Source organism: Aureimonas sp. AU22 (assembly GCF_001463745.1).
Lineage (GTDB): Bacteria > Pseudomonadota > Alphaproteobacteria > Rhizobiales > Rhizobiaceae > Aureimonas.
The window spans coordinates 108,754-130,157 of sequence record NZ_BBWJ01000040.1; the positions used below are offsets into that span (position 1 = coordinate 108,754).

A 21,404-nucleotide genomic window follows, 5' to 3' on the forward strand; every position below is an offset into this window, starting at 1 on the left:
TCAGAGGGTGCGCTGGTTGACGCGCGTCGCGAGTTGCTCGGCGCTCTCGACGCGCTCGGAGTAGCGATCCGTCAGGTAGTCCGAGCGACCGCGCACCAGCCAGGTGAACTTCACCAGTTCCTCGCAGACGTCAACGACGCGGCTGTAGAGAGCCGACGGCTTCATGCGTCCCGCCTCGTCGAACTCGAGGAACGCCTTCGGTACCGACGACTGGTTCGGGATCGTCACCATGCGCATCCAGCGGCCGAGGATGCGCATCTGGTTCACGGCGTTGAAGGACTGCGAGCCGCCCGACACCTCCATGACGGCCAGCGTCTTGCCCTGCGTCGGGCGCTTGGCGCCGAGAGCCAGCGGGATCCAGTCGATCTGCGCCTTCATAATCCCGGTCATGGCGCCGTGGCGCTCAGGAGTGACCCAGACCATGCCCTCGGACCAGTCGGCGAGGTCACGCAGCTCCTTGACCTTCGGGTGATCGGGTTCCGCCCCGTCGGGGAGCGGCAGGCCGCGGGGATCGAAGGTGCGCACCTCGCAGCCGAACCAGCGCAGGAGGCGACCAGCCTCCTCGGATAGAAGGCGCGAATAGGATCGCTCTCGGATCGAGCCATAGAGGACAAGGATGCGCGGCGAGTGCGTCGGGGCGCCGGGGCCGGCGAGCGCATCGACATCGATCGCCTGGAGCTGGTTGAGGTCGACGGAGGGCAGGTCGAGGGCAGCGGGGTCCGTCATCGTCCGGTCTTCTTCCACCAAAGCACGGCCGAGGCCGCACAAAGGCCCGTGGCCTGCCGGGTCGCAAGGACTGCGGCGGGTGCCTTCGTCCGTTCGACGCGCTGGAAGCCGAGCGCCGCGAGGAAGGTCCGTTCCCCTGTCGTGAAGGCGAACGCGTCGGCCGCGCCCTGGACGCGGCCGCGCTCCATCAGGTCCGCCGTGATCGCGCCGCCGACGCCGCGCCCGCGGTGTTCGGGGACGACGGCTATGGATCGCAGGAGGACGGCGGAGCCGAGGGGTTCGAAGCCGCCGATCCCGACAAACTCGCCGTCCTCGGTGGCGTAGCGCAGGAACACTCGGCCGGGCTCGGTCACGTCCTCGGTCGGCAACCCTGCCGTGGACAGGAGGCCGACGAGACCGGCCGAATCGTCGACGGCGGTCGTGACGAGCGCTGGGGTCATGCCCGGGTGCCTCCGACGGTCTCCCCGTCCTCCTTCGTGAAGGTGGCAACGGGGTTCGCAAGGAGCGGCAGCACCTTCTCGGACGGGCGGCAAAGCGTGGCACCCTTGTCCGTGACGACGATCGGGCGGTTGATGAGGATCGGGTGCTTGATCATCGCCGCGAGCAGTTCCTCGTCTGTCAGCTTGGGGTCGGCAAGCCCGAGTTCGGCGTAGGGCGTGCCCTTCTCGCGCAGGATGTCCCGCGGCTTCATGCCCATCATGTCGAGGAGTTCGGCCAGGACCTCGCGGCTCGGTGGATTCTTTAGGTACTCGATCACCTGCGGATCCTCGCCGGACTGGCGGATCATCTCCAGCGTGTTGCGCGACGTGCCGCAGGCGGGGTTGTGGTAGATCGTAACGGTCACGAACAGGTCTCCGACGAGCATGAGGGGGCGAGGAGGTCGGCGCTGAGGTTCCCGCAGATCTCCGGGTTCCCCGAACAGCAGTCCTCTGTCAGGAAGGCGAGAAGCTGGCGCATGTCGTCGTAGCTCGCCGCATAAAGGATGCGGCGTCCGTCGCGCCATGAGCGCAGGAGCTTGGCGCGCTCCAGTGTCGCGAGGTGGAAGCTCATGCGCGTCGGCGGGATGGACAGCGCCTCGGCGATTTCCCCCGACGCCATGCCGTTCGGGCCGGCGCGGACGAGCATCCGAAAGGCCGAGAGACGGTCGGCGTGGGCAAGGGCAGACAGGGCAGCAACGGCTGAGTCGTCGTTCATCGCTACGATATTGCAAACATCATTGTAGTGTTCAAGCTGGGCGTCTCGGATGTCCGCTGCAAGGTCGGACGCGAGCTACGCTAGACGTCTCTTACGCCAGACGTCTCTAAAGGGTGGATAGCTGTCAGTCCGCTCTGGAGACGCAGGTACGGACAGCCGACATTGTCGGTCTTACTGAAGCTGTACTCAGTGAGCTCCGGCAGCGCATTGGATGCTCGCCCGCCCGCCGCCCGCGGCGACGTCGTCCAGCATCTCGCCGACGAGAAAGAGGAGCACGACCGTCGCGGCCTCTTCCTCGGCGTCGATGAAGACGGTGCCTATGGCGGCAATGCTCATCAACGTCTGAGGGCGTCCGGCACCCGATCCGCCAAGCTAACGGGCGACAACAGGCGCACCGCGGAGGCGGTCGCCGCAGGCCTCGGCATCGAAGGGCGCGCCGACCTCTTACCGCAGAACAAACAGCGCATCGTGCGCGAGCTTCAAGCGGATGGCTTCACGGTCGCCAAGATCTGCGACGCCATCAACGACGCACCGGCGCTGGCTGCCGCCGAAACGGTATCGCAATGGGCGGCGGAACCGACTTCGCGTTGCAGGCGGCCGGCGCGGCCGTCCCGCACGGACGGCTTCAAGACATCCACGACATGATCGCACGGTGGAAGAGCATCATGGGCAACATTCGGACGAACATCGCCATCGCGCTGGGCCTGGAGATGGTGTTCCTCGTCACCACCGTCGTCGGCATCACGCGCCTCTGGCCGGCCATCCTAGCCGACACGGGCGCGATCGTCCTTGCCACCGCGAAGGCCATGCGCCTTCTCGGCTGTAGGCCCGGTTAGCCACGCCAACCAAACCCTGCGGTCGCTCCGTTTGTGGGTCAAGGCCTTCGCTGGGCGCTGACACCAGCGGAGAGGGCATTGCCTCTACGGCCGATTTGAGGACTAGGCAGGGTCGTCCTCGACGGCAGCGGTCGATCCGACGGCGGAACCGCCGCCCCCGCCCATGCCACCCCCTGCGCTGCCACCTCCGCCACCGCCGCGCGCGCCATCACCCCTCTCCCGATCTCCTTTGCTCCGTCCGCCCGAACCCGACGGGTGGGCCGGACCTTGCCGCGGCAGGACAAGACCGACCGGGACCGGATCGAGATCGAGCGCTTCACGGATGAAGTCGCGCAGCGATGCCACGAGCCTGTGCGTATGGGCGGGGCGCCCGGCAACCAACTCGCGGGCCGCCTTCTCGGCGAGCCTGACATGCTCTTCCGTCCCGAGCAGGATGATGTCGGCGAGCGAAGCCTCCACCGCGTCCCGGATCCGACGTCCGCGGTCCCATGCTGTCGGGTCCACGATAACGACGTCGGCCGTTCCGGCACCCATGGCTTCTCCTGCTGAAGCGCTCTGGCGCATCAAGTCGCAGAGATGCCGGGGATCGACCGTCAGGGTACCCGTGAAGGATCCTCCGAGCACCTTGTAGGCCGCAATCAGGGTGCGCAGGCGCTCGTTGATCTGGCGGTTCAGGCGCTCGCGCTTCTGCTGAACCGTCAGCATGACCAGCAGTCGGATGCCGACACCGACGAGCGTGACAAGCGCCAGACCGAGGAGAGAGACGAACAGGCCCTGCCGAACAAGAGGTCGACGTTGCGCAAGGAATTCTCCTGTCAGCTTTCTGGTGCAATGCACGAACGGCTGACGAGACGTTTATGGGCCGGCTCAGGCACAATCTTTTGGTCGCCAGGGCATTCATCCGTTCACCCTCGATAGGCAACGAGGATCGCTCCCGCGGCTATGAAGGCAACGCCCAACCAGTTCGGCGCGGACAGTCGCTCGCCGAGGAAGACGACGCCGAACACCGCGACAAGGACGACGCTCAGCTTGTCGATCGGCGCGACCCGGGCGGCGTCGCCGAGCTTCAGGGCACGGAAGTAGCAGAGCCAGGATCCTCCCGTCGCGATCCCCGAGAGCACCAGGAACAGGTACGTTCGCCCCGAGATGGATCCCGGCGACTGGAACTGGCCCGTCATCGCGAGGATCGCGCCGAGCACGATAAGGATGACGACTGTCCGGATGAAGGTGGCGAAGTCGGAGTTGACGTTCTCGATCCCGATCTTCGCGAAGATCGCCGTGAGGGCCGCGAAGGCCGCGGACGAGAGTGCCCAGAACTGCCAGGAGGCGACGGCGAACTTCATCGGGATTGCTCCATTTTGAGAGGCGACAGCGGCGGAGGTGGTTGCCGCCGGTCGCGTCCGGGAATGCCAGTGGACTTCGTCATCCGATCTGCGGAATGGGGCCGGCTGCCCCATCTTCTGCGACGGTGGTCTCCTCAAGGGACTCGTCACCCTCTCCGACCGTCCAGTGCTCGATGTGCTTGAACACGATCACCTTGTCGCGGAGGAGCGAGCCATGCTCGCGGCAGAAGGTCTCGAGCACCGGACGGTGCCCGACCAGTTCGACACACATCGTCAGCTCCGGATTGGAATACTCCCCGCTCGGCTCCTGCGCGACGCCGTGGTTGCTGTAGCCGTAGTGGGTGTGGTGGGCGATGGCGTTCATGATCCCGGCCTTCTTGGCGAGGAGCACGAGCTCGCGGTAGAGGGGCTTGCCGCCCCACAACGCGAACCGCCCCGACCCCGACGCCTTGTCGCCGGGCTTCAAGTAGATCCGGAGCATCCCGATGTCGCTCGGGCTGAGGTGGTGCGAATGGGTCATGTCGGTTCCTGTCGAGGGAGTGAAGGAGAGTGGTTCGGCAACCCGGGCTGCCCGACGGCGGCCAGGCAGGGAGAAGTCGGGCGTCGGCCTGCCGATGGTGCGCACCTCCCGCAGCGAGACGTCGGGCGGCAGGAAGCCGTGGTCGATCTTCGGCACGCCGACGCGCTGGGATAGGTAGATGCCGGAGTGGCCGCTGAAGACGTAGGCGAGGAAACAGGCCGTCGCGATGTAGACGGCGTTCTCCGCGCCGAAGAGCTCGATGCCCATGATGGTGCAGGCGATCGGCGTGTTCGAGGCGCCGGCGAAGACGGCGACGAAGCCGATCCCGGCGAAGAGGTCGACGGGCGCGCCGATCGCATGGCCGATCGCGCTGCCGAGGCCGGCTCCGATGAAGAAGAGCGGGGTGACCTCGCCGCCCTTGAAGCCGCAGCCCAGCGTCACGACGGTGAAGAGCAGCTTCCACGCCCAGGCCCACTCGTTGGACCGGGCAGGATCGAAGAAGCCGGAGATCGTCGCGTCCGCCGGGTTGGGGGACCAGACGCCGAGGCCAAGATACTCGCGGGTCCCGAGGACGTAGACGAGACCGATGAGGAGGAGGCCGCCGAGGACGGGACGCAAGGGGGCGAAGGGCAGGATGCGCTTCACGAGGCCCTGCACGGCGTGGAGGCTCTCGGCGAAGAACTGGCTGACGAGGCCGAAGGCGACGCCCGCCAGCGCGACCTGGGCGAATAGGAGGATGTCAAGCCTGAAGCCTTGCATCCCGTCCCCGAAGCCAATGAGGAAGTGGGTGTGCTCGATGCCCCATTGCAGGCAGACCCAGTCGCCGACGACGGCCGCGACGAGGCAGGGCACCAATGCCTCGTACTGGATGCGACCGACCGTCAGGACCTCAAGCGCGAAGATCGCGCCGGCGATTGGTGTTCCGAAGACCGCGCCGAAGCCTGCGGCGATGCCGGCCATGAGGAGGAGGCGGACCTCCTTCTGTCCCAGCCGCATCGCCTTGCCGAAGGCGGACGCAAGGCTGCCGCCGAGCTGGACCGCCGTCCCCTCGCGTCCCGCCGATCCGCCGAAGAGGTGGGTGACCACCGTTGAGACCAGGATCAGCGGCGCCATGCGCAAGGGCACGCCGCCGCCCGGCTCGTGGATCTGTTCGACGATCAGGTTGTTGCCGCCCTCGGCCGACCGACCGAACCAATGGTAGGCAAGGCCAACGGCGAGACCGGCGACGGGAAGCCAGTAGAAGAGGTCGGGGGTCTCGAACCTTGCTTTGGTGGCGACGTCGAGAGCCCAAAGGAACAGGGCGCAGGCCGAGCCGACGGCAGCGGCCATCGGCAGGACGAGCAGCACCCACTTGGCGAGGACGATCGCCTGGAGGGTTCGGGTGGCAAGGGCATTCGGCGGCATGATCTGGCTCCGGTGCGGGCGGAGCGATCAGGCAGTCTGCATCGGGTGGGATGCGGGCCGGACATCACTACTCGCCCGCCATGTTGCGGGTGGAGTAGGAGTCATCAGCCCATCGGAAGGCGGTTCGGCACGAGGCCCGGCAGAATCCATTGCCGTCCCGGACGTCTACGCGATCGTCGCGAGCGCTGTCAACTAGGGTTTCATGTGCCGTCGGACACGCCTTCAGGGAACTGGTGATCGAAGGGAATGTTGCTCTGTTTCATGCAACTTACTGCCTTGGAGATGTCACGATGCCCACAAGACGGACCGTGCTCCAAGGAGCGAGTTGCCTCTTGGTGACTCATACGACATGGTCCACTTTGGCTGCTTCGGCGGCCACCGCTGCACCGACCGAGCCCGCCAGCGACCTGCTCGTCCACAGCAAGCTTCCTTTGAACGCCGAGACGCCGATCGCCAAGCTCCGGTCCTCCTTCGTCACGCCCCAGGCCGATTTCTACATCCGCGACCACGGCACCGTGCCGAAGATCGACGAGACGGGCTACAGGCTGAAGATCGGCGGCAAGGTGGAGACGCCCGTCGAACTGTCGCTTTCGGATCTCAAGTCACGCTTCCCCGAGCGGAATGTCATGGCCGTCATGCAGTGCGCCGGCAACCGCCGGGCAGACATGGTCGATGTCGGGTATGTCGAGGGTGACCTCTGGGGCCCCGGCGCGATCGGCAATGCGGAATGGACCGGCGTCTCGCTAGCTGACGTCCTCAGCGCCGCAGGCGCCGAAGACGGCACAGGGCTCCATGTGGCGTTCTTCGCGCATGACGAGGTCGTCATGAAGGATGATCGTTTCGACTACGGCGTCTCGATCCCGCTCGAGAAGGCGATGACCCCGGATGTTCTCCTCGCCTGGGCCATGAACGGCGAGCCCTTGATGGCCGAGCACGGCTTTCCCCTACGCGTCGTGGTGCCCGGCTACGCCGGAACTCGCAGCCCCAAATGGTTGGCCTCGATCATGGTGCAGGACGAAGAGGCCGATACCCCGATCCAGCGAAAGGAGTATCGGCTCTTTCCTCCGACGACGACGAAGGAGTCGGCCGACAAGGATCCGAACGTCGTCATCAACGACATGCCCTCGAACGCTGCGATCTGCATTCCGGCTGCCGGGGCGACGTTGAAGCCGGGAACGACGAAGATTGAGGGCTACGCGATCGGGACGCAAAATGGCGTCGCCAAGGTCGAGGTCTCCTACGATGGTGGCGAGATTTGGCACGAGGCTACTATCGACAAGCAGGCTGATACCCAGTGGGCGTGGATCTTCTGGTCTGTCGTCCTCGACCTACCGACCGGACAGCACCAGCTCGCCGTCCGTTCCTTCGACGGTGTCGGCGGTTCGCAACCCGACGACATCGCGAAGATCTGGAATTGGAAGGGTTATCTCGCCTATTCGTGGCATCGCGTCTCGATCAGAGTCGGCTGAGGCTTCGCAAAGGGACGAAGGCCGCGAACGCGTCCGATCGGCTAGCGCACCAACACGTCCGATCGTTTCTGCGGTTGGTCGATGATGCGAGCAGATGAAAGGCGGGATTGCCATGAGCAAGCAGCATGGACCGGAAGATACAGACGAGCTGGAGATGGAAGAGCTGGCCCAAATCGAAGATGGGCCATCGAGCGCCAGAGATGTGTCGAAGGCTCGCGACTCAGGTCTTTCATGGGTTCTCATCGCAGGTGCGTTGCTGGCCGTCTGCGTCGTCCTGTGGAGCACGCTTGGCTAGCAACGCAACTCTGGACCCAGCCGTCTCTAGCGGCTGGTGAGGACCGGGCTGGCCGTACCCTTCAGACCCTCGACCACGACCAGCCGCGGCTCCTTGCCCGCCGCCGGCTCCCCCGGGGCGCCGATCGTGCGCACCGGGCCGATGCTGGAGGCCATGCCGGCGCCCTTGTCGTTGGTCTTCAGCACCACGACGGGCTCGTCCTGCCCTTCGAAGAACACGCCGTATTCGGTCACCGGCTTCAGCTTGGCGAGGCTGACGTCGATCGCGTCAACGAGGCCGAGATTGCGCGAGACGACCATGCCGGAACCGTCCGCGCCCTCGGGCGCCTTCAGCGATAGCGTCAGGTTCTCTGGACCCGCCTTCAACGGCACAAGGTTTTCGGTGCCCGCGCCCACGGGAACCGCGCCTGGCACGAAGACGAGGGCCTGCGGGGCCTGTCCGGTCGGGATCTCGGCCACGACCTTCTGCTCGGCCGTGTCGATCACGTCGACCTTGTCGCCGTTCTCGAGCCCGACGAAGATCCGGCTGCCGTCCTCCGAACCCCAGATGCCGTGTGGCAGCGCCCCGACCGAAATCGTTGCAACGAGCTGCGTCTTCTCGCCGGGCTTGTAGACCTTCACGACGTTCTCGCCGCCGATCGTGACGTAGACCAGCGTCTCGCCGTCCACCGTTCCGAAGCCGAGATGGTTGGAGATCGGCCCGCTGTCGATCACCTCCTTCACCTCGAGCGTCTTGGCATCGACGCGCGTGACCTTGCCGACGTCCTTGTGCGTCAGCCAGACGTTGCTGCCGTCAGGGCTCACCTGTACGAAGGGCACGAAGGGCGAGATGACCGGGATCCGCTTCACCAGCGCATGGCTCGCGACGTCGAAGACCTCGAGCACCGGGTTGAACGAGTTGGCGACGAAGGCGAGCTTGCCGTCGCGCGAGAACTTGGTCATGCCGGGGCCGCTTGTCGTCGGGATGCGGCCCGTCTCCTTGAAGGTCGTGGCATCGATCACCGAGAGGTAGTCCTCTCCGCGCACCGTCGCCCAGACTTCCCTCCCGTCCGGCGTGAAGAAGGCCTCGTGCGGGTTGCGCCCGACATAGGTCGTGCCCTTCACGGCATTGGTCGCCGTGTCGATGAAGGTGACGGAGTTCGTCACCGTCGAGACGACGACGAGCGTCTTGTGGTCCGGCGAAAATCCTAGGCCGTGGACGTTGACCTCGCCCTTGTAGAGGGGGCTCAGAACGTCCGGCCGCGGATTGCCGAGCCGGATCTGGCCCAGCAGCTTGTTGGCGACGGGGTCGATGACCGAGACCGTGTTGGAGTTCTGGTCGGCGGTGTAGACGCGGTCTGAGGCGGCGGGCAGCGCGAAGGCCGACGTCGAGACGAGGAGCGCGGCGGCGAGAATGGCGGTGCGGGTCATGGGGTTGTCTCCGGAACGGGCTTTGGTTTGTCGGCAGATGCGGCGAGCATCGAGCGCATCAGCGTAATCTCGTAGGTCTGTTCGGTGATGATGGACTGCGCGAGGTTGCGGATCGCCGGGTCCTCGGTCGAGCCGAGGACGGCCTTGGCCATGTCGATCGCGCCCTGGTGATGCGGGATCATCTGGGACAGGAAGTCGTGCTCGGGATCGCCGGTCACCGGGGCCGACATCATACCGGCGTGCATCCTCTCCATCGCCTCGGCGGTCGCTTCGGCATAGTGTGAGCCGTCGGGTGTGGCCGGCACCATCGCCGAGTGCTGATGAGCGGGCGCGTCCTGCGCCTCTGCCGAGGAGAGTGACGCCCCGGCGAAGGCCAAGGTCAGGAAAAGCGTCTTCAGCATGGAATCACAGGGTCCTCGAAGTACGGGTTCGACAAGAAGACGCGTGCGGATGCCTTTCATTCCCGTGGCAGCAACATTTATTCGGGGCGAGGCGCCTGAAGCATCCATCGCCCCCATCGATCGGAATGACCAAAACAACGCGTTGGATCGAACGATTGCAGTGGCGCATGGTTCGGACAGGATAAGGACCCGCCAATGACCTTCGAACAGATGCGTGCCGTCACCCTTGGCCTCCAACCGCTGTCGCGCCTCGACAGCCCTCGCGAGGTCGTGCGCCAGTTCACCCCGAACTGGTTCGCCGCCACGATGGGTACCGGGATCCTCGCGATTGCGCTGTCGCAGTTCCAGGCTGACGTGCCGATGCTGCATCCGGTGGCCGAGGGCCTCTGGATGTTCAACATCGCGCTCTTCGCGCTCTTCGCTGGGCTCTACGCTGCCCGCTGGATCTTCTTCTTCGACGGGGCCAAGCGCATCTTCGGCCATTCCGTCGTGTCGATGTTCTTCGGCTGCATCCCGATGGGCCTCGCCACCATCGTCAACGGCTTCCTGATCTTTGGCCTGCCGCGCTACGGCGAAGTGGCGGTCGGGATCGCAGAGACGCTCTGGTGGATCGACGTCGCGATGGCGGCGGCCTGCGGGGTCGCCATTCCCTTCATGATGTTCACGCGCCAGAGCCACACGATCGACCAGATGACCGCGGTCTGGCTCCTGCCGGTGGTCGCGGCCGAAGTCGCCGCCGTCTCCGGGGGACTGCTCGCGCCGCATCTCGTCGACCCGCATTCCCAGCTCGTGGTGTTGACCCTCTCCTATGCGCTCTGGGCGCTGTCGGTGCCGATCGCGCTCAGCATCCTCGTCGTGCTCCTCCTGCGCATGGCCGTCCACAAGCTGCCGCACGCCAACATGGCGGCGTCGAGCTGGCTGGCGCTCGGGCCGATCGGCACTGGCGCGCTCGGGCTCATGACGCTGGGCGGCGCGGCGCCCGCGATCCTTTCCGCCAACGGGCTGGAGCGCTTCGGCGCCTTCGCGGAAGGGCTCGGCCTCTTCGGCGGGCTGCTGCTCTGGGGCTACGGGCTCTGGTGGCTGGCGATGGCCGTGCTCGTGACGCTGCGCTACCTGCGCGACGGCCTTCCCTTCAACATCGGCTGGTGGGGCTACACGTTCCCCCTTGGTGTCTATGCCGTGGCCACGCTGAAGCTCGGCACCCTCCTGCCGCTCGCTGCCATCCACGTCTTCGGCGCGGTGCTCGTTGCGGTGCTGGCGGTGCTTTGGGTGATCGTCGGAACGAGGACGGTGCGCGGTGCCTGGAGGGGCGATCTCTTCGTCTCGCCCTGCCTCAAGGCCGATTGAGAGAAGTAGGGGCAACCACTGGCGGTCAGTCGTCGAGGAAGGCGGTGACGCCGGCCCGGAACCGGATGGCGCCGCCCTGGGCGGGGTGGCGCACGTAGGTGGCGGGGATACCGAGCCCGTCCGCCGCACGCTGCGCCATCCGGCCGATGCAGAGGATTCGGCGCGGCGCGAAGATCGCGACGATCATCTCCAGCACCTTCCGATGTTCGGCGATCTCGGTCCGCGTCGGCGTCCGGTTGCGCAAGGGCAGAACGCCGCGATGGGGATGGAAGAGCACCGCGTTCCAGAACAACGGCAGCGGGTCGGGCACCGCGTTCCAGATCTCCCGGGAGGTTCCAGACTCCAGTGTCGGCAGGGTCCCGCGGGTCGCCCGCGCTAGCGGCGGATCGAGGCCGAGCCGCTGCGACAGGTCGGCGAGACGCCCGTCACCCGTGAACGGCACGCCTGTCCGACGCGCTCCAAAGCGCGAGGGTGCTTCGCCGAGCCAGAGGTCACGGACGTCGCGATTCGCCATAGCGGCGAGATAGCGCCCGAGATTGCGACGGCGAGTTACCGGCGCGTCCGCGCCCTCGATCTCCGCGTCGAACCCGGCATACGGGTTGAACAGGTTGGCCTTGCCGGGCAGCGCCGAGAGACGCTCGACGATCGCGTCGACTGAATGTCGTCTGGACGTGGTCGATCCATCGATCACGCCCGCGGAACCTCGATCGTCGGCAGCTCGGCCAGAAAGGCGGCGACGGCGCGGCTCGGGTGACGGTCCCTTGCCAGCACCGAATGGAACCCGCGCGACGGCAGGTCGAAGGGCAGCGCCACCAGCTTCCCCGTGCGAAGGCCGGCATCCGCAACCACTGCGGGGAGGATCCCGACGCCGGCGCCCGCCTCGATCGCCGCGCGCACGGCCTCGTTCGAGGGCAGTTCGAGTTCGACCGAAAACGCGGTGGGATCGACACCGAAGGCTTCGAGCGCGCTTTCAAGGATCGCGCGGGTGCCCGAGCCCCGTTCGCGAAGCACCCAGCGCGCCGACACGAGATCTCCGGTTGCGACGGGAAAGCCGGAGCCCACGCGCATGGATGCCGCGACCAGAATCAGCCGGTCGTCGGCGACGCGTTGCGTTCCCAGCCTGGCATCGCCGAGTTCGTCCTCCACGAAGCCGAGATCGGCCGTGCCATCCAGCACCGCCTCGGCCGTGCGCGCCGTGTTGGCGATGCTCAGCCGAAGTTCGATGCCGGGATGGCGGGCCTTGAAGCCCGCGAGCACCGGCGGCAGCCAGTGGTTCGCCACCGTCTGGCTTGCGACGATGCGGAGACGACCCCGCTTCAGTCCGGCAAGTTCGGAAAGCATGAGGCCGGCATCCTCGGCCCGCGCAAGCACCGCGCGGGCCTCGGGCAAAAACAGGCGACCCGCCTCGGTGAGTTCGATCCTCCGCCCCACGCGGTCGAACAGCCGGACGTCGTGGCGCTCCTCCAGTGCGGCTATGGCGGCGCTCGTCGCCGACTGCGTTAGGTTCAGCGACTTCGCCGCCTCCGTCACGTGCTCGCGTTCGGCAACGGCAACGAAGATGCGAAGCTGATCGAGCGTCACAGCGTACCGCCTGAGAGGCCCGGGGCGGGGCGGTTCAGGCTGTCGTAGACGGCCGTCGCCACCTGCATCAGCCGTTCGCGCGGCGCCTCGGCCGACACGACGTAGCCAAGGCCGGCGTCGCGCCAGAAGAAGGCTGAGATGCCGTTCTCCTCGACGAACTGGAACGACGTCTCGTCCTTCTCGTCGGTCTTGATGAACAGCGTCAGCCGCGTGCCCTGGTCGTCGTCGTACATCAGCATCGCAGCGGGACCCGCGCCCGCAGGCAGGAGGCGCCCGCCCATTAGCCGATAGCCGAGCCCCGTCAGGTCCGGAGCCGACAGCCGCGTTCCCAGCCGCTTCGATAGCCATTGCAGGAGATGCGCCTCCTCGTCGGCCCGCACTTCGACGGGATGGACCACCTCGACCACGAAGGTGCGATGCGCCGCGATCGCCTCGTCGGCCATGACCGCCACACGAGCCATCTGCGGCGGCACGCGCAGGACGTCGTTCGCCAGCCACCCGCCGGCGCTACCGAGGATCAGCCAGCCCATGACGGCCGCGATGCGCAGACGTGTGGCCGCGAAGCGACCGCGACGGGCCTCGCGGATGTTTGCCATGCGCAACCGCGCGGGAATCGGCTCCTCGGCCTTGAAGGCAAGCCGTTCGCGCAGTGCCCGGGCGATCTCGCGGTCGCGAGCGAGGGCCGCGGCGATCTCCGGTCGCTCCGTGAGATAGGCTTCGACTACGGGCAGCCGCTCGGCCTCGAGCCGTCCGTCCACATAGGCTTGCAGGTCGTCCTCGCCGACGGGCGTGTCCCTGCGCCTCATTTGACTCTCCTCAAGGGCGCGCGGATCCCGGTCTCCAGGATGGCGCGCAGCTTCTCGCGCGCCCGCGACAGGCGCGACATGACCGTGCCGACCGGCAGCCCGATCACCCGCGCCGCCTCGTCGTAGCTCATGTCTTCGACGCCGACGAGAAGGAGGACGGTGCGGTGCTCTTCACTCAGCGCATCGAGCCCCGCGAGAACGTCGCGGAGCCCGGCGCGACCGTCCTGGTCGCCATCCACCGCCGGCGGCGAGGCCATCTCGTCGAGCGCCACGTGGGGCCCACGCCGCTTGTGCTGGCGCAGGCCCGAGAGGTGGAGGTTGCGCAGGATGGCGAACAGCCAGGCGCGCAGGTCGCCGTCGGGCCGGCGTAGGTGCCAGCGCCCGACGGCACGCTCCAGGCAGTCCTGGACGAGATCGTCGGCGGCGTCGCCATCGCGCACCAGCGCATAGGCATAGCGCCTCAGGCCCGGAATGAGCGGTTCGATCCGCGCCGCGATCTCGTCGGTCGACATGCTTTACTTCGCCAGCGTTGGGTCGATCTGCCAGATCTCGTCGGTGAGCTTGCCGTCCCGGAACATCATGACGTAGCGCACCGGGATCTTGTTGTCGTTGGCGAAGACGACATCGGCGACGACGGTGGCGCCCTTCGGGTTCATGCTCTCGCGCATCTCGACGACGGTGGCCTTGAGGCCGGTCTGCGCCTTGGCGAACTTTGCCCAGGTCGCGGCGATCTCGGGGCCCGTGTAGGTGCCATCGAGCGGACCGCCGACCCAGTGAAGCGTTGCGGACGGGGCATAGGCGGCGGTGACCGCGGCGCTATCGCCCTTGGTGATCGCTTCGATATGCGCCTTCGCCATGTCGCCGGCGGGACCCGCAAGCGCGGTCGAAGCCCCGGCGGAAAGAATGGCGATGGCTGCAAGGAGGGTCTTCATGGCTCGGTGTCCTTCGGTTCGGCCGCGATTGGCCAACGGAAGACGTCCGGGAACGGCGCTTATTCCCAAAGGATTGAAAATTAGAGACGAGCAGGTTCAGTTCGGCGTCCAGACGGAACGTCCGCTAACGGCGCAAGCTGAAAAGGCACCAAAGGGCTTCGTTGGGTCGATAGCGGAAGCGCCGCTTCACTCAATCGCGCGGACAGGATGCACAGCCTACACAGACGTAATCACGGATCGGCGTCCTCACCAAGCTCCCGGCCGGCCGGGCGCGTTGAGCCACGTTTCCCAACCCGGGACGGTCGCATGCCGCGCAGTCCGATCACTGGCTTCAGCGCCCAGTTGGTGCCTTATCCGCCTGACCGCCGGCCCGGCTCCGCATGCCGCGAACACACGACGAGACGTCGGGCACCACGGGTGAAGGCCACGTATAGGTTCTTGGGCGACAGCTCGTCGGCATCGAGCACCACAGCGACGTCGGCCTCCAGCCCCTTCAGCAGCAGAGTGCTTCCGACCGCGCGCCGGGGAAGTTCGCGGCCGAGGTGGCGGTTCGCCTCGCGCACGCGGACGACGGACGCGCGGAAGTCACCGTCCGGGCAGTGCCGTAGGGCCTGAAGGCAAGCTTGATGGATCGTCGGACGGTATACCCTGACGTCAGGTTGCCCCGCGATCCGCATGAGGAGTTCCGCCGCCGCCTGCGGATGCCTGTCCCTCTCGAAGGTCAGCGCCGCCGCCTCGGCATCGGACGGTGCGCTGCGCTGGCGGCCGCTGCGCAACGTGCCAAGCCGTTTGAGGAAGGCGCCCTGCCCGACCCCCGTCATCACGCTCGCGGCGAATGCGAGGATGGTGTCCGTGGCGTCGGGCGATCCGAAGTCGAGACAGGCCGCGAAGCGCATCAGGTCCCTCAGCTCCACCCCCTCGACGGTGACGGCCCTGTGCGCCCGGCTGGCGAACCCATGGCGGACCGACGCCTTCTGGCCATGGCCGATGATCAGCACACGGCCGTTCTCGGGCGCGCGCGTGTTGCATGCCCCCAGCCGCTTCCGATGGTCCTCCGCGCCGCCGTCGAGACGGACCCATTCGACGCCCCTCACCCCGCGGAGGTCAGGCCGGAGTCCCGTAGCGAGCCGTTCCCGCGCGTCGAGCAACCAGTGCCCGAGCGGCTCGGCGCCCGCATTGATCCAGCGCCATGGCTTTCGGAGGGTGTGCGCCTCCGGAAAGGCCCGCAAGGCCTGGCCGTCCCAGTCCACGATCGGGTCGTCGTCGGCGAAGTCGAAGATCGCCTGCATCGGGTCGCCGAGGACGGCGGTCGGCAGGACGTCGGCGAGCCCGACCGCCAGTGAATGCTGGAGCCGCGAGCAATCCTGGTACTCGTCGATCACAACCCTTTCGTAGGTGGACGCGAGGATGTCGCAGAGATGTCCGCTGCGGATCAGCGCGTCCGCTGCGGCGCGGATCAGCGGGTAGTCCGGCTTGGCGCCGAGGACGAGAGGGTCATGGCCGCTTCGAGCTGGAAACGTCGAGATCAGGCGCATGGCCCAGCCGTCGATCGTCGACACCCGGAACGCACGGGGAGACACGCCGTCGCGGGCCGTGCGCGCCCGCAGGGCAGCCGCGCCGGCGTTGGTGTGCGTCAGGACGAGTATGGGCAGGCGGCCGCGGTGCTGCTTGAGGGCAGCGGCGATCAGCTCCGTCTTCCCGCATCCCGCCGGCGCAACGACGGAGCCCCTTTCGATCGAGAGCAGGTCCATGCCGCCCTAAGCCCCCGCGAGCCACCCGAAAACGTCATTCACGACTTTCACGAACTCGGGGTCGGCGGACGACAGGTCCGGTCCCACGACGTCCGACGCGACGTCCTGCATGTCGGTGATCGTCTTGAACCACTTGCCTTTGTTGGCCGCCTTGCCGAGGAAGGCACGCGTTTCCCGATCAAGGGCGCCGCAAACGATGTCGAGTTCCACGTTGTCCAGCGTCGTCTTGCCGTTCGACAGCGAGCGGATGTTGCTGTCGACGTGTTCCCGGGTCCGGCAAGATGCGGCAGCGTCCAGCATGCTGCCGACCGCGCCGTCGGTCAGTGCGGCGAAAAGTTCGTCCTCGGTCGCGTTTCCCTGGCGCCATGCAAAAGTCACGCCGCCGCTTCGCGCGAAGGCGGCTGCTTCGGTAGGGTCGGGTTCCTTGTCCCGATCACGCAGGATCGCGGTCCGGTAACCCAAGGCCTGGAATGCTAATGCGCGGCGATACGTGTTCTGCCCATTGCCGTCCACGAAGGCGACGCCGAGCGCGCCGGCCGGCGCCGAACCTCCGGCAGTGCGGAAACGGTCCAATCCCCGGACGAGGCCGATCTCGGTCGGCCCCTCGCACACCAGCACGGTTCGCGAAAGGAGGGCCTCGGAACAGGCGCGCACTGCCTTCTGCATCTCCTCTGTCGCCGCGACGCGCCGCAAGCTGGCGATCCCCTCGCGCGACCGACGCGCGACATGCAACTGTCCGACCGACAACTCCTTGACCACGACAGGCGAATGGGTTGTCGCGAAAACCTGTAGCGGCTCCCTCCTGTCCGCGGCGCCGAGTTCGGACAACAGGCTGTGGATGCGGTGCGGCTCGAGGCCATGCTCGAGTTCGTCGACGAGGACGATGGAGGAACCGGATCCCGCCTCGCGCTGCATCCCGGCGACGAGGAGCCGGGACGAGCCGAGTCCCAACCCCTGGAGCGGAACGCCACCCTCGTCGTGAAGGGAGATGGTGCCGTTGCCGAACGCCATCGACCGGGCGTCGAGCATCGCGGTGACCCCGTCGCCGACAGGGACGCCCAGCCGTACGGAGAGCGCGTGGACAGATGCCAGTGCCTTGGCGAGGTCGCTGCCCGCCTCGGTTCCCAGCGACGACCTCGTCTGGCGCGCGGCGCGCGACACGGCGGCCGAGACGTCCGCCCGCTCGTCGGAGAGCCTGTTCAGGATCGAGCCGCGCGACCAGCCCAGGTGGTGCCCCCCCGCGCCGGAGAGGCGCGTCGGGGCAAGCTTGAGCCTGTCCCGCCAAGAGAGCGACCTCTCGACGCCCGCACGCGTCGCGCGGTCGGACACGAGGCACCAACGCGGCTCGAGGTCGTCGCCCACGCGCAGCTCGACGGTGAGCACCGTATCGAGGCCGTTGCCGGGCTCGTCCTCGACCGATCCCAGCAACGGGTCGTAGCCCCGCAGATGGTGTCCGTGCGCCTCGAAGGACTGCAAGTCGGGAGGCAGATCCCCCACGGTCGCCCGGATCGCGACGGATCGGTCGCAGTCCAGGCCGTGGAAGTCGGAGTCCGTGAACTGGGGATTGCGCCGTGCCCCGAGGCACAGGTCGATGGCGTCCAGCACCGTCGACTTCCCTGCGTCCCCAGGCCCTACCAGGCAGTTGAATCCCGGCGACGGATGCCACTCAAGGCCGCGGATCCCGCGGAAGTTCTCGATCTCCAGTTTCCGTATCCTGGCCATGCCACTGATTCGCCCCGTTCCGAAGGGCGAGCTTACGGGCTGGGCGCGAAAACGTAAGGCGGGCGGTTCAGGCCTGCGTCGTACGGGGTTCGGGCCGGCTGTCCGTCCCCTTCGCGGTGCGAACGCACCCTGCGCCAGCGTGTTTGAGGATTGGAGGCCTTGGTGCTGCGCCCCCCGCATAGCGAGACGCAACATCCCTCTCGGGAAGGTCGCCGTCCGCGTCCGTCAGGTGGTGGAAGTTCGTGTGGAGGGCCGTCTCCCCGGAGATGGCCTCAATGCGGCAGCACCCCATCGAGAACTGCCAAACCGTCACTGTCGCAGTTGCAAGAAGACGATTCGTCAGGCCTACAACTCGACACGCTCGGCCTCGAGCTTTCCCGGTGCGGTTCCCCTGTTCACAACGAGCGCCTCAAACTGCTGATTGGTGATCACGACCCACGCTCGCCGACAGGGACGGTCAAACTCGTTGGCGCAACGATCGCGAGCCAGCCGGTACGTCATGGCGCCGCTGAGGAGCTGAGAGGTGACGCAACGTCGACCCCCAGGGCGAACTCCTGCGCCTCGACGAGCCGCGCGGCCACACGTTCGACATCCGGCCTTCGCCGCTCGACGATCAGCTTCGCCTCTGTCAGGCACCTCGTCAGCATGTCTTCGACCCGTCTCGACAGGTCGAGGTCGTCCAAGGCAGCGACCCCGTCCTTCGGCATCGACGACAGTCGCTCGCCAAGGCCAAGCGAGCGCTGCGCCGACCGCGCAAGCTTCGTCGCCCTGACAAGGTCCGCATCCGCGCTGCCTCCCGAGAGGGCGCCCCTTGAGCCGAGGACGACCTCCTCCGCCGCGAGGCCTGCCATGAAAACCATGAGTGTCGCCTCCAGGCTTTCCCGCGTACTGTCAAACCCCTCGTCGACCCTGAAGTCGGTCTTGTTCTCCTTGCCGTTCCGAACGCGGCGCCGGACCGACGCGCCGGTTGGGACGAGGCCCGAAACGGCGGCCAGTTCCAACCCGACGACAAGGTGCCCAGCTTCATGGACACATGCCCGCCGGAACGACGCCTCGGAGAGTTCGGTGCCCTTCGGCAGGGCAGTCCAGAGATCGGCCTCAAGCAGGGACCTGGTGTCCTGCCGGGCAGCGGCTCGAGCCTCGCGCACGAGTTGCGCCAGCACTGCACCTGAAGCCTCGCCGATTTCGTCGGCGAGGCTTTGGAGGTCGACGTCGGCCAGGTCCCCCCGAAGGTGGTGTCGGAGAATTGCGACCCGCCCTGCGACGTCGGGAAGGGTGATCTCGACGATGCGACCCAGTCGACCCGGCCGGAGCACCGCCCGGTCGATGGCGGCGATGTGGTTGGTTGCCGCGACGACCACGACGCCGCCGCGGCCGACGGTGCCGTCGAGGGATTCCAGGAGACCGTTGACGACTTGGCGCTGGTAGGAGGCGTGGTCTCCTAACGGCTCTTCGCGGTTCCCCACGGAGTCGAGCTCGTCGATGAACAGAACGCACGGGGCAGCCTTCCGAGCCTCGTCGAAGGCGGCGCGAAGCGCCTTGAGCAGGTCTCCCAGATGGCCCTTGGCCTGCCACGAGGCGAAGGAATGCGAAAACAGCGGGACGCCGCAGGACCCCGCCAGCGCGCGCGCGAACAGCGTTTTTCCCGTTCCCGGCGGCCCGTGGAGGACGGCACCGTTCTCCACGTCGCTCCACGGCAGTGAGCCATCGCGGTAGCGGGCTAGGTCGGCAGCCAGGGACAGGCCCCATCGCTGGGCTTCGCCCATGCCCGGCATGTCTTCGAGACGCTCGGGATGCCTTTCGTTGGTCGATCGGGTTGGCCGGGTAGCTCCCGCCTTCTTGGTCCGCTTGTCGTCCTGCGGACTTGGCTTCCTGTCCCCGTTCGACTTGACGGTTCGCCGCAGGCGCCCGGCGACGGTCCACATGCGCTCGCGGGACGCCCCCGGCCTCAAGACGAGGTTGAGGTACGTGAGCGGCAAGGCCGACAACCGCGCCACGAGCGCCGTGTCGGGCAGGAACTTGCCGATCTCCTCCACGAACGCCTCGACAGTCCCTTTGCGGTCGGCGAGCGGCAGGACGGCGTCGGCGACCGCTTCGACGACGGTGGGCACGTCCGCTCGGCGCCGGCAAAGGACGATAACGGTACGCGTGGCGACGCTGGCCTCGTTCAGAAGGCGCTGGACATAATCCGGACGCTGGGCATCCAAGTCCGTCCAGTCCCGCACCCTGGCTTCCACGCTCCAGGCATCATCCTCGGTTCCGCCGATCAGGTCCTGCGCGGCGAGGTTGAGGATGGCCGCGTCGTCGGGACGAACCCCGTAGACGACGACCAAGCTCGCCTCCCGCGACAGCGCCTTCGGAAACCCACCTTGGGTGAACGTCGCACGTAGGAGTTCGTCCGCGATCCTCGTCGCTGGCATCAGGCGTCCGGCGATCGAGTTGGGTTCGATGTCGAGGCGCCTAGACATCGGACACCCCCGCCGCGGCGTTGCCCAAGCGCCAGAAGCGGCTGGCGGTTCGGGCGAAACCTTGTTCGAGGGACAGAAGGCACAGCGGGGACGTCACGGCAGCCTTTCGTCCGGAGACGTGTGGATGGCCGTGGGGGCGTCCCACGAGACAAGGGACCTTGCGCGCCGCCGGGGACCAGTCGTCGAGAAGGGGCGCGGCGGCAAGGATGTGACCCGGGGGCAAGCCGTGATCGCGAAGGTGGCAAAGGTCGCGCAGGAGGTCGGAAATTTGCTCGATCTCGGTGTCGAGCTGGTCCCGCCACCCATGGGCGGTCAGAAGGATGGTCATGGGGTGTGCTCTCGCTTTGGCCGCTCGCGGCGGCGCGGTACCGACGGGGGTGGGCGTCAGTTGGCGAGGCATATCCGTGCCGTGGGGTTGGCTAGACCCGGCGTCGCTCGGTGCCGCAGGACCCGGCCAGGTGTCGGTCCCCTGTGCGGCGCCTGCGGGGCGCTTGCCTCCGCCAAGCCTGCCTTCGGAACGAACCGCACGGTCAGTCCACCTCGGCCGCCAGGCGGCCAACCCTGAGGCGGAACTCGTCGGCGAACGCGTCCACGCGCTCCCTGGCCGACGGCATCTCGGTGATTGCGTAGGGCAGCCGCCTGAAGACGCCGACCTGGGTCGCGGCATAGGCGGACCATGCCGCGGCCTGCCAGACGAGCACGCTGCCGTCGCCCTCGAGGTGCCAGTCCTGTACGTAGGCTGCAAGCGCGGCTTCCGCGGCAACGGCATGCGCGGCGTCGATGTCGCCCAGCAGTGCGGCGTAGATCACGCAGCGGAGGCGAATGCTACCGTCGGCGTCCGCTTCGGACGACAGGCGGCATGCCCGCAGCGCACTCAGGATGGCGGCGTCGTCCGCCTCACCGTCCTGCTTGCCGACGCGAGATGCCTCCGCAAGCCGGCGCAGCGAAGCTGCGGCCTCCTCGTCCGTCAGCTCTACAAAGGCGCTATCCACGAATCCTACGATGTCGCGCCTGATGTCGTTCCCGAGGAGCGGATGGCCGCGCAGGAGCTCGTCGGCGGACGGAAGGCGTGCCCCGAGCGAAGTCTCCCGACGGTTCGCCTCGTCCGCATGGCGCGCGGACCTCCGGTCGCGGCGTGCCTGGGCCATTCCAAGGATCTCTTCGTGAATGGATGGGACTGGGGGCACGTCACCGACCTCC

General features: G+C 67.2%; 22 protein-coding genes, 1 pseudogene and 1 riboswitch. Of the genes and pseudogenes, 4 read left to right on the top strand and 19 right to left on the bottom strand.

Annotated features, from left to right (window positions below; translation table 11 throughout):
• Genes arsH through AUL34_RS14170 form a run of 4 tightly spaced genes read right to left on the bottom strand, consistent with a single transcriptional unit; the run spans position 1 to position 1,920 of the window.
• On the bottom strand, positions 1-726 hold the full coding sequence (arsH, locus tag AUL34_RS14155) for an arsenical resistance protein ArsH (protein ID WP_061934882.1): 726 nt from the start codon (positions 724-726) through the stop codon (positions 1-3).
• Positions 723-1,166, bottom strand: a complete 444-nt coding sequence (locus tag AUL34_RS14160) for a GNAT family N-acetyltransferase (protein ID WP_061934884.1) — start codon at positions 1,164-1,166, stop codon at positions 723-725. Before AUL34_RS14160 ends, arsH begins: the two co-directional genes overlap by 4 nt.
• The gene (gene arsC / locus AUL34_RS14165) at positions 1,163-1,570 is read right to left on the bottom strand and encodes an arsenate reductase (glutaredoxin) (protein WP_061934971.1); all 408 of its coding nucleotides are present in this window, start codon (positions 1,568-1,570) and stop codon (positions 1,163-1,165) included. The genes AUL34_RS14160 and arsC overlap by 4 nt, the downstream gene beginning before the upstream one ends.
• Positions 1,567-1,920, bottom strand: a complete 354-nt coding sequence (locus AUL34_RS14170; RefSeq protein WP_061934886.1) for a helix-turn-helix transcriptional regulator — start codon at positions 1,918-1,920, stop codon at positions 1,567-1,569. The genes arsC and AUL34_RS14170 overlap by 4 nt, the downstream gene beginning before the upstream one ends.
• Before the next feature lie 285 nt (positions 1,921-2,205).
• Between AUL34_RS14170 and AUL34_RS21945 the strand changes: the two are divergent.
• A pseudogene (locus tag AUL34_RS21945) lies at positions 2,206-2,756 on the top strand (HAD-IC family P-type ATPase); the annotation flags it as partial.
• A 102-nt stretch (positions 2,757-2,858) separates the two neighbouring features.
• Here AUL34_RS21945 and AUL34_RS14180 read toward each other — a convergent pair.
• The 3 genes from AUL34_RS14180 to AUL34_RS14190 form a co-directional block, all read right to left on the bottom strand.
• Positions 2,859-3,593, bottom strand: a complete 735-nt coding sequence (locus AUL34_RS14180; RefSeq protein ID WP_244492576.1) for a hypothetical protein — start codon at positions 3,591-3,593, stop codon at positions 2,859-2,861.
• Between the two features lie 68 nt (positions 3,594-3,661).
• On the bottom strand, positions 3,662-4,099 hold the full coding sequence (locus AUL34_RS14185) for an EamA family transporter (protein ID WP_061934890.1): 438 nt from the start codon (positions 4,097-4,099) through the stop codon (positions 3,662-3,664).
• Between the two features lie 79 nt (positions 4,100-4,178).
• Entirely contained in the window at positions 4,179-6,023 is a 1,845-nt protein-coding gene (locus AUL34_RS14190; RefSeq protein ID WP_061934893.1) for a DUF190 domain-containing protein, read from the bottom strand.
• A gap of 88 nt (positions 6,024-6,111) precedes the next feature.
• Positions 6,112-6,186: riboswitch (Fluoride riboswitch) on the bottom strand.
• A 244-nt stretch (positions 6,187-6,430) separates the two neighbouring features.
• Between AUL34_RS14190 and AUL34_RS14195 the strand changes: the two genes are divergently transcribed.
• Together AUL34_RS14195 and AUL34_RS14200 are read left to right on the top strand one after the other, a co-directional pair.
• Positions 6,431-7,492 carry a molybdopterin-dependent oxidoreductase gene (locus AUL34_RS14195; protein ID WP_061934975.1) on the top strand — a complete coding sequence of 354 codons (1,062 nt, stop codon included), beginning with the start codon at positions 6,431-6,433 and terminating at the stop codon, positions 7,490-7,492.
• A 112-nt stretch (positions 7,493-7,604) separates the two neighbouring features.
• Entirely contained in the window at positions 7,605-7,787 is a 183-nt protein-coding gene (locus AUL34_RS14200; RefSeq protein ID WP_139183988.1) for a hypothetical protein, read from the top strand.
• 26 nt (positions 7,788-7,813) lie between these two features.
• On the opposite strand, the gene AUL34_RS14205 is transcribed toward AUL34_RS14200, so the two are convergent.
• Both AUL34_RS14205 and AUL34_RS14210 read right to left on the bottom strand, forming a co-directional pair.
• Positions 7,814-9,196, bottom strand: a complete 1,383-nt coding sequence (locus AUL34_RS14205; protein ID WP_061934897.1) for a YncE family protein — start codon at positions 9,194-9,196, stop codon at positions 7,814-7,816.
• A complete protein-coding gene (locus tag AUL34_RS14210) occupies positions 9,193-9,597 on the bottom strand; it encodes a DUF305 domain-containing protein (RefSeq protein ID WP_090672828.1) in 405 nt (134 codons plus the stop codon). The genes AUL34_RS14205 and AUL34_RS14210 overlap by 4 nt, the downstream gene beginning before the upstream one ends.
• Before the next feature lie 195 nt (positions 9,598-9,792).
• Here AUL34_RS14210 and AUL34_RS14215 point away from each other — a divergent pair, with 195 nt between their 5' ends.
• Positions 9,793-10,944 (top strand): TDT family transporter, encoded by a 1,152-nt coding sequence (locus tag AUL34_RS14215; RefSeq protein WP_061934901.1) that lies wholly within the window; start codon positions 9,793-9,795, stop codon positions 10,942-10,944.
• Positions 10,945-10,969: 25 nt separating this feature from the next.
• Here the strand turns inward: AUL34_RS14215 and AUL34_RS14220 are convergent, their stop codons facing one another.
• From AUL34_RS14220 to AUL34_RS14265, 10 genes are all read right to left on the bottom strand, one after another.
• A complete protein-coding gene (locus AUL34_RS14220) occupies positions 10,970-11,635 on the bottom strand; it encodes a uracil-DNA glycosylase family protein (protein WP_061934903.1) in 666 nt (221 codons plus the stop codon).
• Positions 11,632-12,525, bottom strand: coding sequence for a LysR family transcriptional regulator (locus tag AUL34_RS14225; RefSeq protein WP_061934905.1), 894 nt, complete (start codon positions 12,523-12,525; stop codon positions 11,632-11,634). The genes AUL34_RS14220 and AUL34_RS14225 overlap by 4 nt, the downstream gene beginning before the upstream one ends.
• Positions 12,522-13,331, bottom strand: coding sequence for an anti-sigma factor (locus tag AUL34_RS14230; RefSeq protein ID WP_061934907.1), 810 nt, complete (start codon positions 13,329-13,331; stop codon positions 12,522-12,524). Before AUL34_RS14230 ends, AUL34_RS14225 begins: the two co-directional genes overlap by 4 nt.
• The gene (locus AUL34_RS14235) at positions 13,328-13,843 is read right to left on the bottom strand and encodes an RNA polymerase sigma factor (protein WP_055851749.1); all 516 of its coding nucleotides are present in this window, start codon (positions 13,841-13,843) and stop codon (positions 13,328-13,330) included. The genes AUL34_RS14230 and AUL34_RS14235 overlap by 4 nt, the downstream gene beginning before the upstream one ends.
• Positions 13,844-13,846: 3 nt before the next feature.
• Positions 13,847-14,263, bottom strand: a complete 417-nt coding sequence (locus AUL34_RS14240) for a nuclear transport factor 2 family protein (RefSeq protein ID WP_061934909.1) — start codon at positions 14,261-14,263, stop codon at positions 13,847-13,849.
• A gap of 350 nt (positions 14,264-14,613) precedes the next feature.
• Entirely contained in the window at positions 14,614-16,014 is a 1,401-nt protein-coding gene (locus AUL34_RS14245; protein ID WP_061934911.1) for a UvrD-helicase domain-containing protein, read from the bottom strand.
• Between the two features lie 6 nt (positions 16,015-16,020).
• Positions 16,021-17,916, bottom strand: coding sequence for an ATP-dependent endonuclease (locus AUL34_RS14250; RefSeq protein ID WP_202814956.1), 1,896 nt, complete (start codon positions 17,914-17,916; stop codon positions 16,021-16,023).
• A gap of 317 nt (positions 17,917-18,233) precedes the next feature.
• A complete protein-coding gene (locus tag AUL34_RS14255) occupies positions 18,234-20,156 on the bottom strand; it encodes an AAA family ATPase (RefSeq protein ID WP_244492577.1) in 1,923 nt (640 codons plus the stop codon).
• A gap of 40 nt (positions 20,157-20,196) precedes the next feature.
• Positions 20,197-20,532, bottom strand: coding sequence for a hypothetical protein (locus AUL34_RS14260; RefSeq protein ID WP_061934917.1), 336 nt, complete (start codon positions 20,530-20,532; stop codon positions 20,197-20,199).
• 202 nt (positions 20,533-20,734) lie between these two features.
• On the bottom strand, positions 20,735-21,352 hold the full coding sequence (locus AUL34_RS14265; RefSeq protein ID WP_061934919.1) for a hypothetical protein: 618 nt from the start codon (positions 21,350-21,352) through the stop codon (positions 20,735-20,737).
• Between the last annotated feature and the right edge of the window lie 52 nt (positions 21,353-21,404).

What these genes read in the sequence shown, in the direction of transcription:
- arsH (WP_061934882.1), bottom strand. Translation starts at nt 726, where the DNA reads ATGACGGACCCCGCTGCCCTCGACCTGCCCTCCGTCGACCTCAACCAG.
- AUL34_RS14250 (WP_202814956.1), bottom strand. Translation starts at nt 17,916, where the DNA reads ATGCGGGGGGCGCAGCACCAAGGCCTCCAATCCTCAAACACGCTGGCG.
- AUL34_RS14190 (WP_061934893.1), bottom strand. Translation starts at nt 6,023, where the DNA reads ATGCCGCCGAATGCCCTTGCCACCCGAACCCTCCAGGCGATCGTCCTC.
- AUL34_RS14185 (WP_061934890.1), bottom strand. Translation starts at nt 4,099, where the DNA reads ATGAAGTTCGCCGTCGCCTCCTGGCAGTTCTGGGCACTCTCGTCCGCG.
- AUL34_RS14210 (WP_090672828.1), bottom strand. Translation starts at nt 9,597, where the DNA reads ATGCTGAAGACGCTTTTCCTGACCTTGGCCTTCGCCGGGGCGTCACTC.
- AUL34_RS14245 (WP_061934911.1), bottom strand. Translation starts at nt 16,014, where the DNA reads ATGGACCTGCTCTCGATCGAAAGGGGCTCCGTCGTTGCGCCGGCGGGA.
- AUL34_RS14215 (WP_061934901.1), top strand. Translation starts at nt 9,793, where the DNA reads ATGACCTTCGAACAGATGCGTGCCGTCACCCTTGGCCTCCAACCGCTG.
- AUL34_RS14170 (WP_061934886.1), bottom strand. Translation starts at nt 1,920, where the DNA reads ATGAACGACGACTCAGCCGTTGCTGCCCTGTCTGCCCTTGCCCACGCC.
- AUL34_RS14255 (WP_244492577.1), bottom strand. Translation starts at nt 20,156, where the DNA reads ATGCCAGCGACGAGGATCGCGGACGAACTCCTACGTGCGACGTTCACC.
- AUL34_RS14235 (WP_055851749.1), bottom strand. Translation starts at nt 13,843, where the DNA reads ATGTCGACCGACGAGATCGCGGCGCGGATCGAACCGCTCATTCCGGGC.
- AUL34_RS14230 (WP_061934907.1), bottom strand. Translation starts at nt 13,331, where the DNA reads ATGAGGCGCAGGGACACGCCCGTCGGCGAGGACGACCTGCAAGCCTAT.
- AUL34_RS14200 (WP_139183988.1), top strand. Translation starts at nt 7,605, where the DNA reads ATGAGCAAGCAGCATGGACCGGAAGATACAGACGAGCTGGAGATGGAA.
- AUL34_RS14260 (WP_061934917.1), bottom strand. Translation starts at nt 20,532, where the DNA reads ATGACCATCCTTCTGACCGCCCATGGGTGGCGGGACCAGCTCGACACC.
- AUL34_RS14240 (WP_061934909.1), bottom strand. Translation starts at nt 14,263, where the DNA reads ATGAAGACCCTCCTTGCAGCCATCGCCATTCTTTCCGCCGGGGCTTCG.
- AUL34_RS14160 (WP_061934884.1), bottom strand. Translation starts at nt 1,166, where the DNA reads ATGACCCCAGCGCTCGTCACGACCGCCGTCGACGATTCGGCCGGTCTC.
- AUL34_RS14265 (WP_061934919.1), bottom strand. Translation starts at nt 21,352, where the DNA reads ATGGCCCAGGCACGCCGCGACCGGAGGTCCGCGCGCCATGCGGACGAG.
- AUL34_RS14205 (WP_061934897.1), bottom strand. Translation starts at nt 9,196, where the DNA reads ATGACCCGCACCGCCATTCTCGCCGCCGCGCTCCTCGTCTCGACGTCG.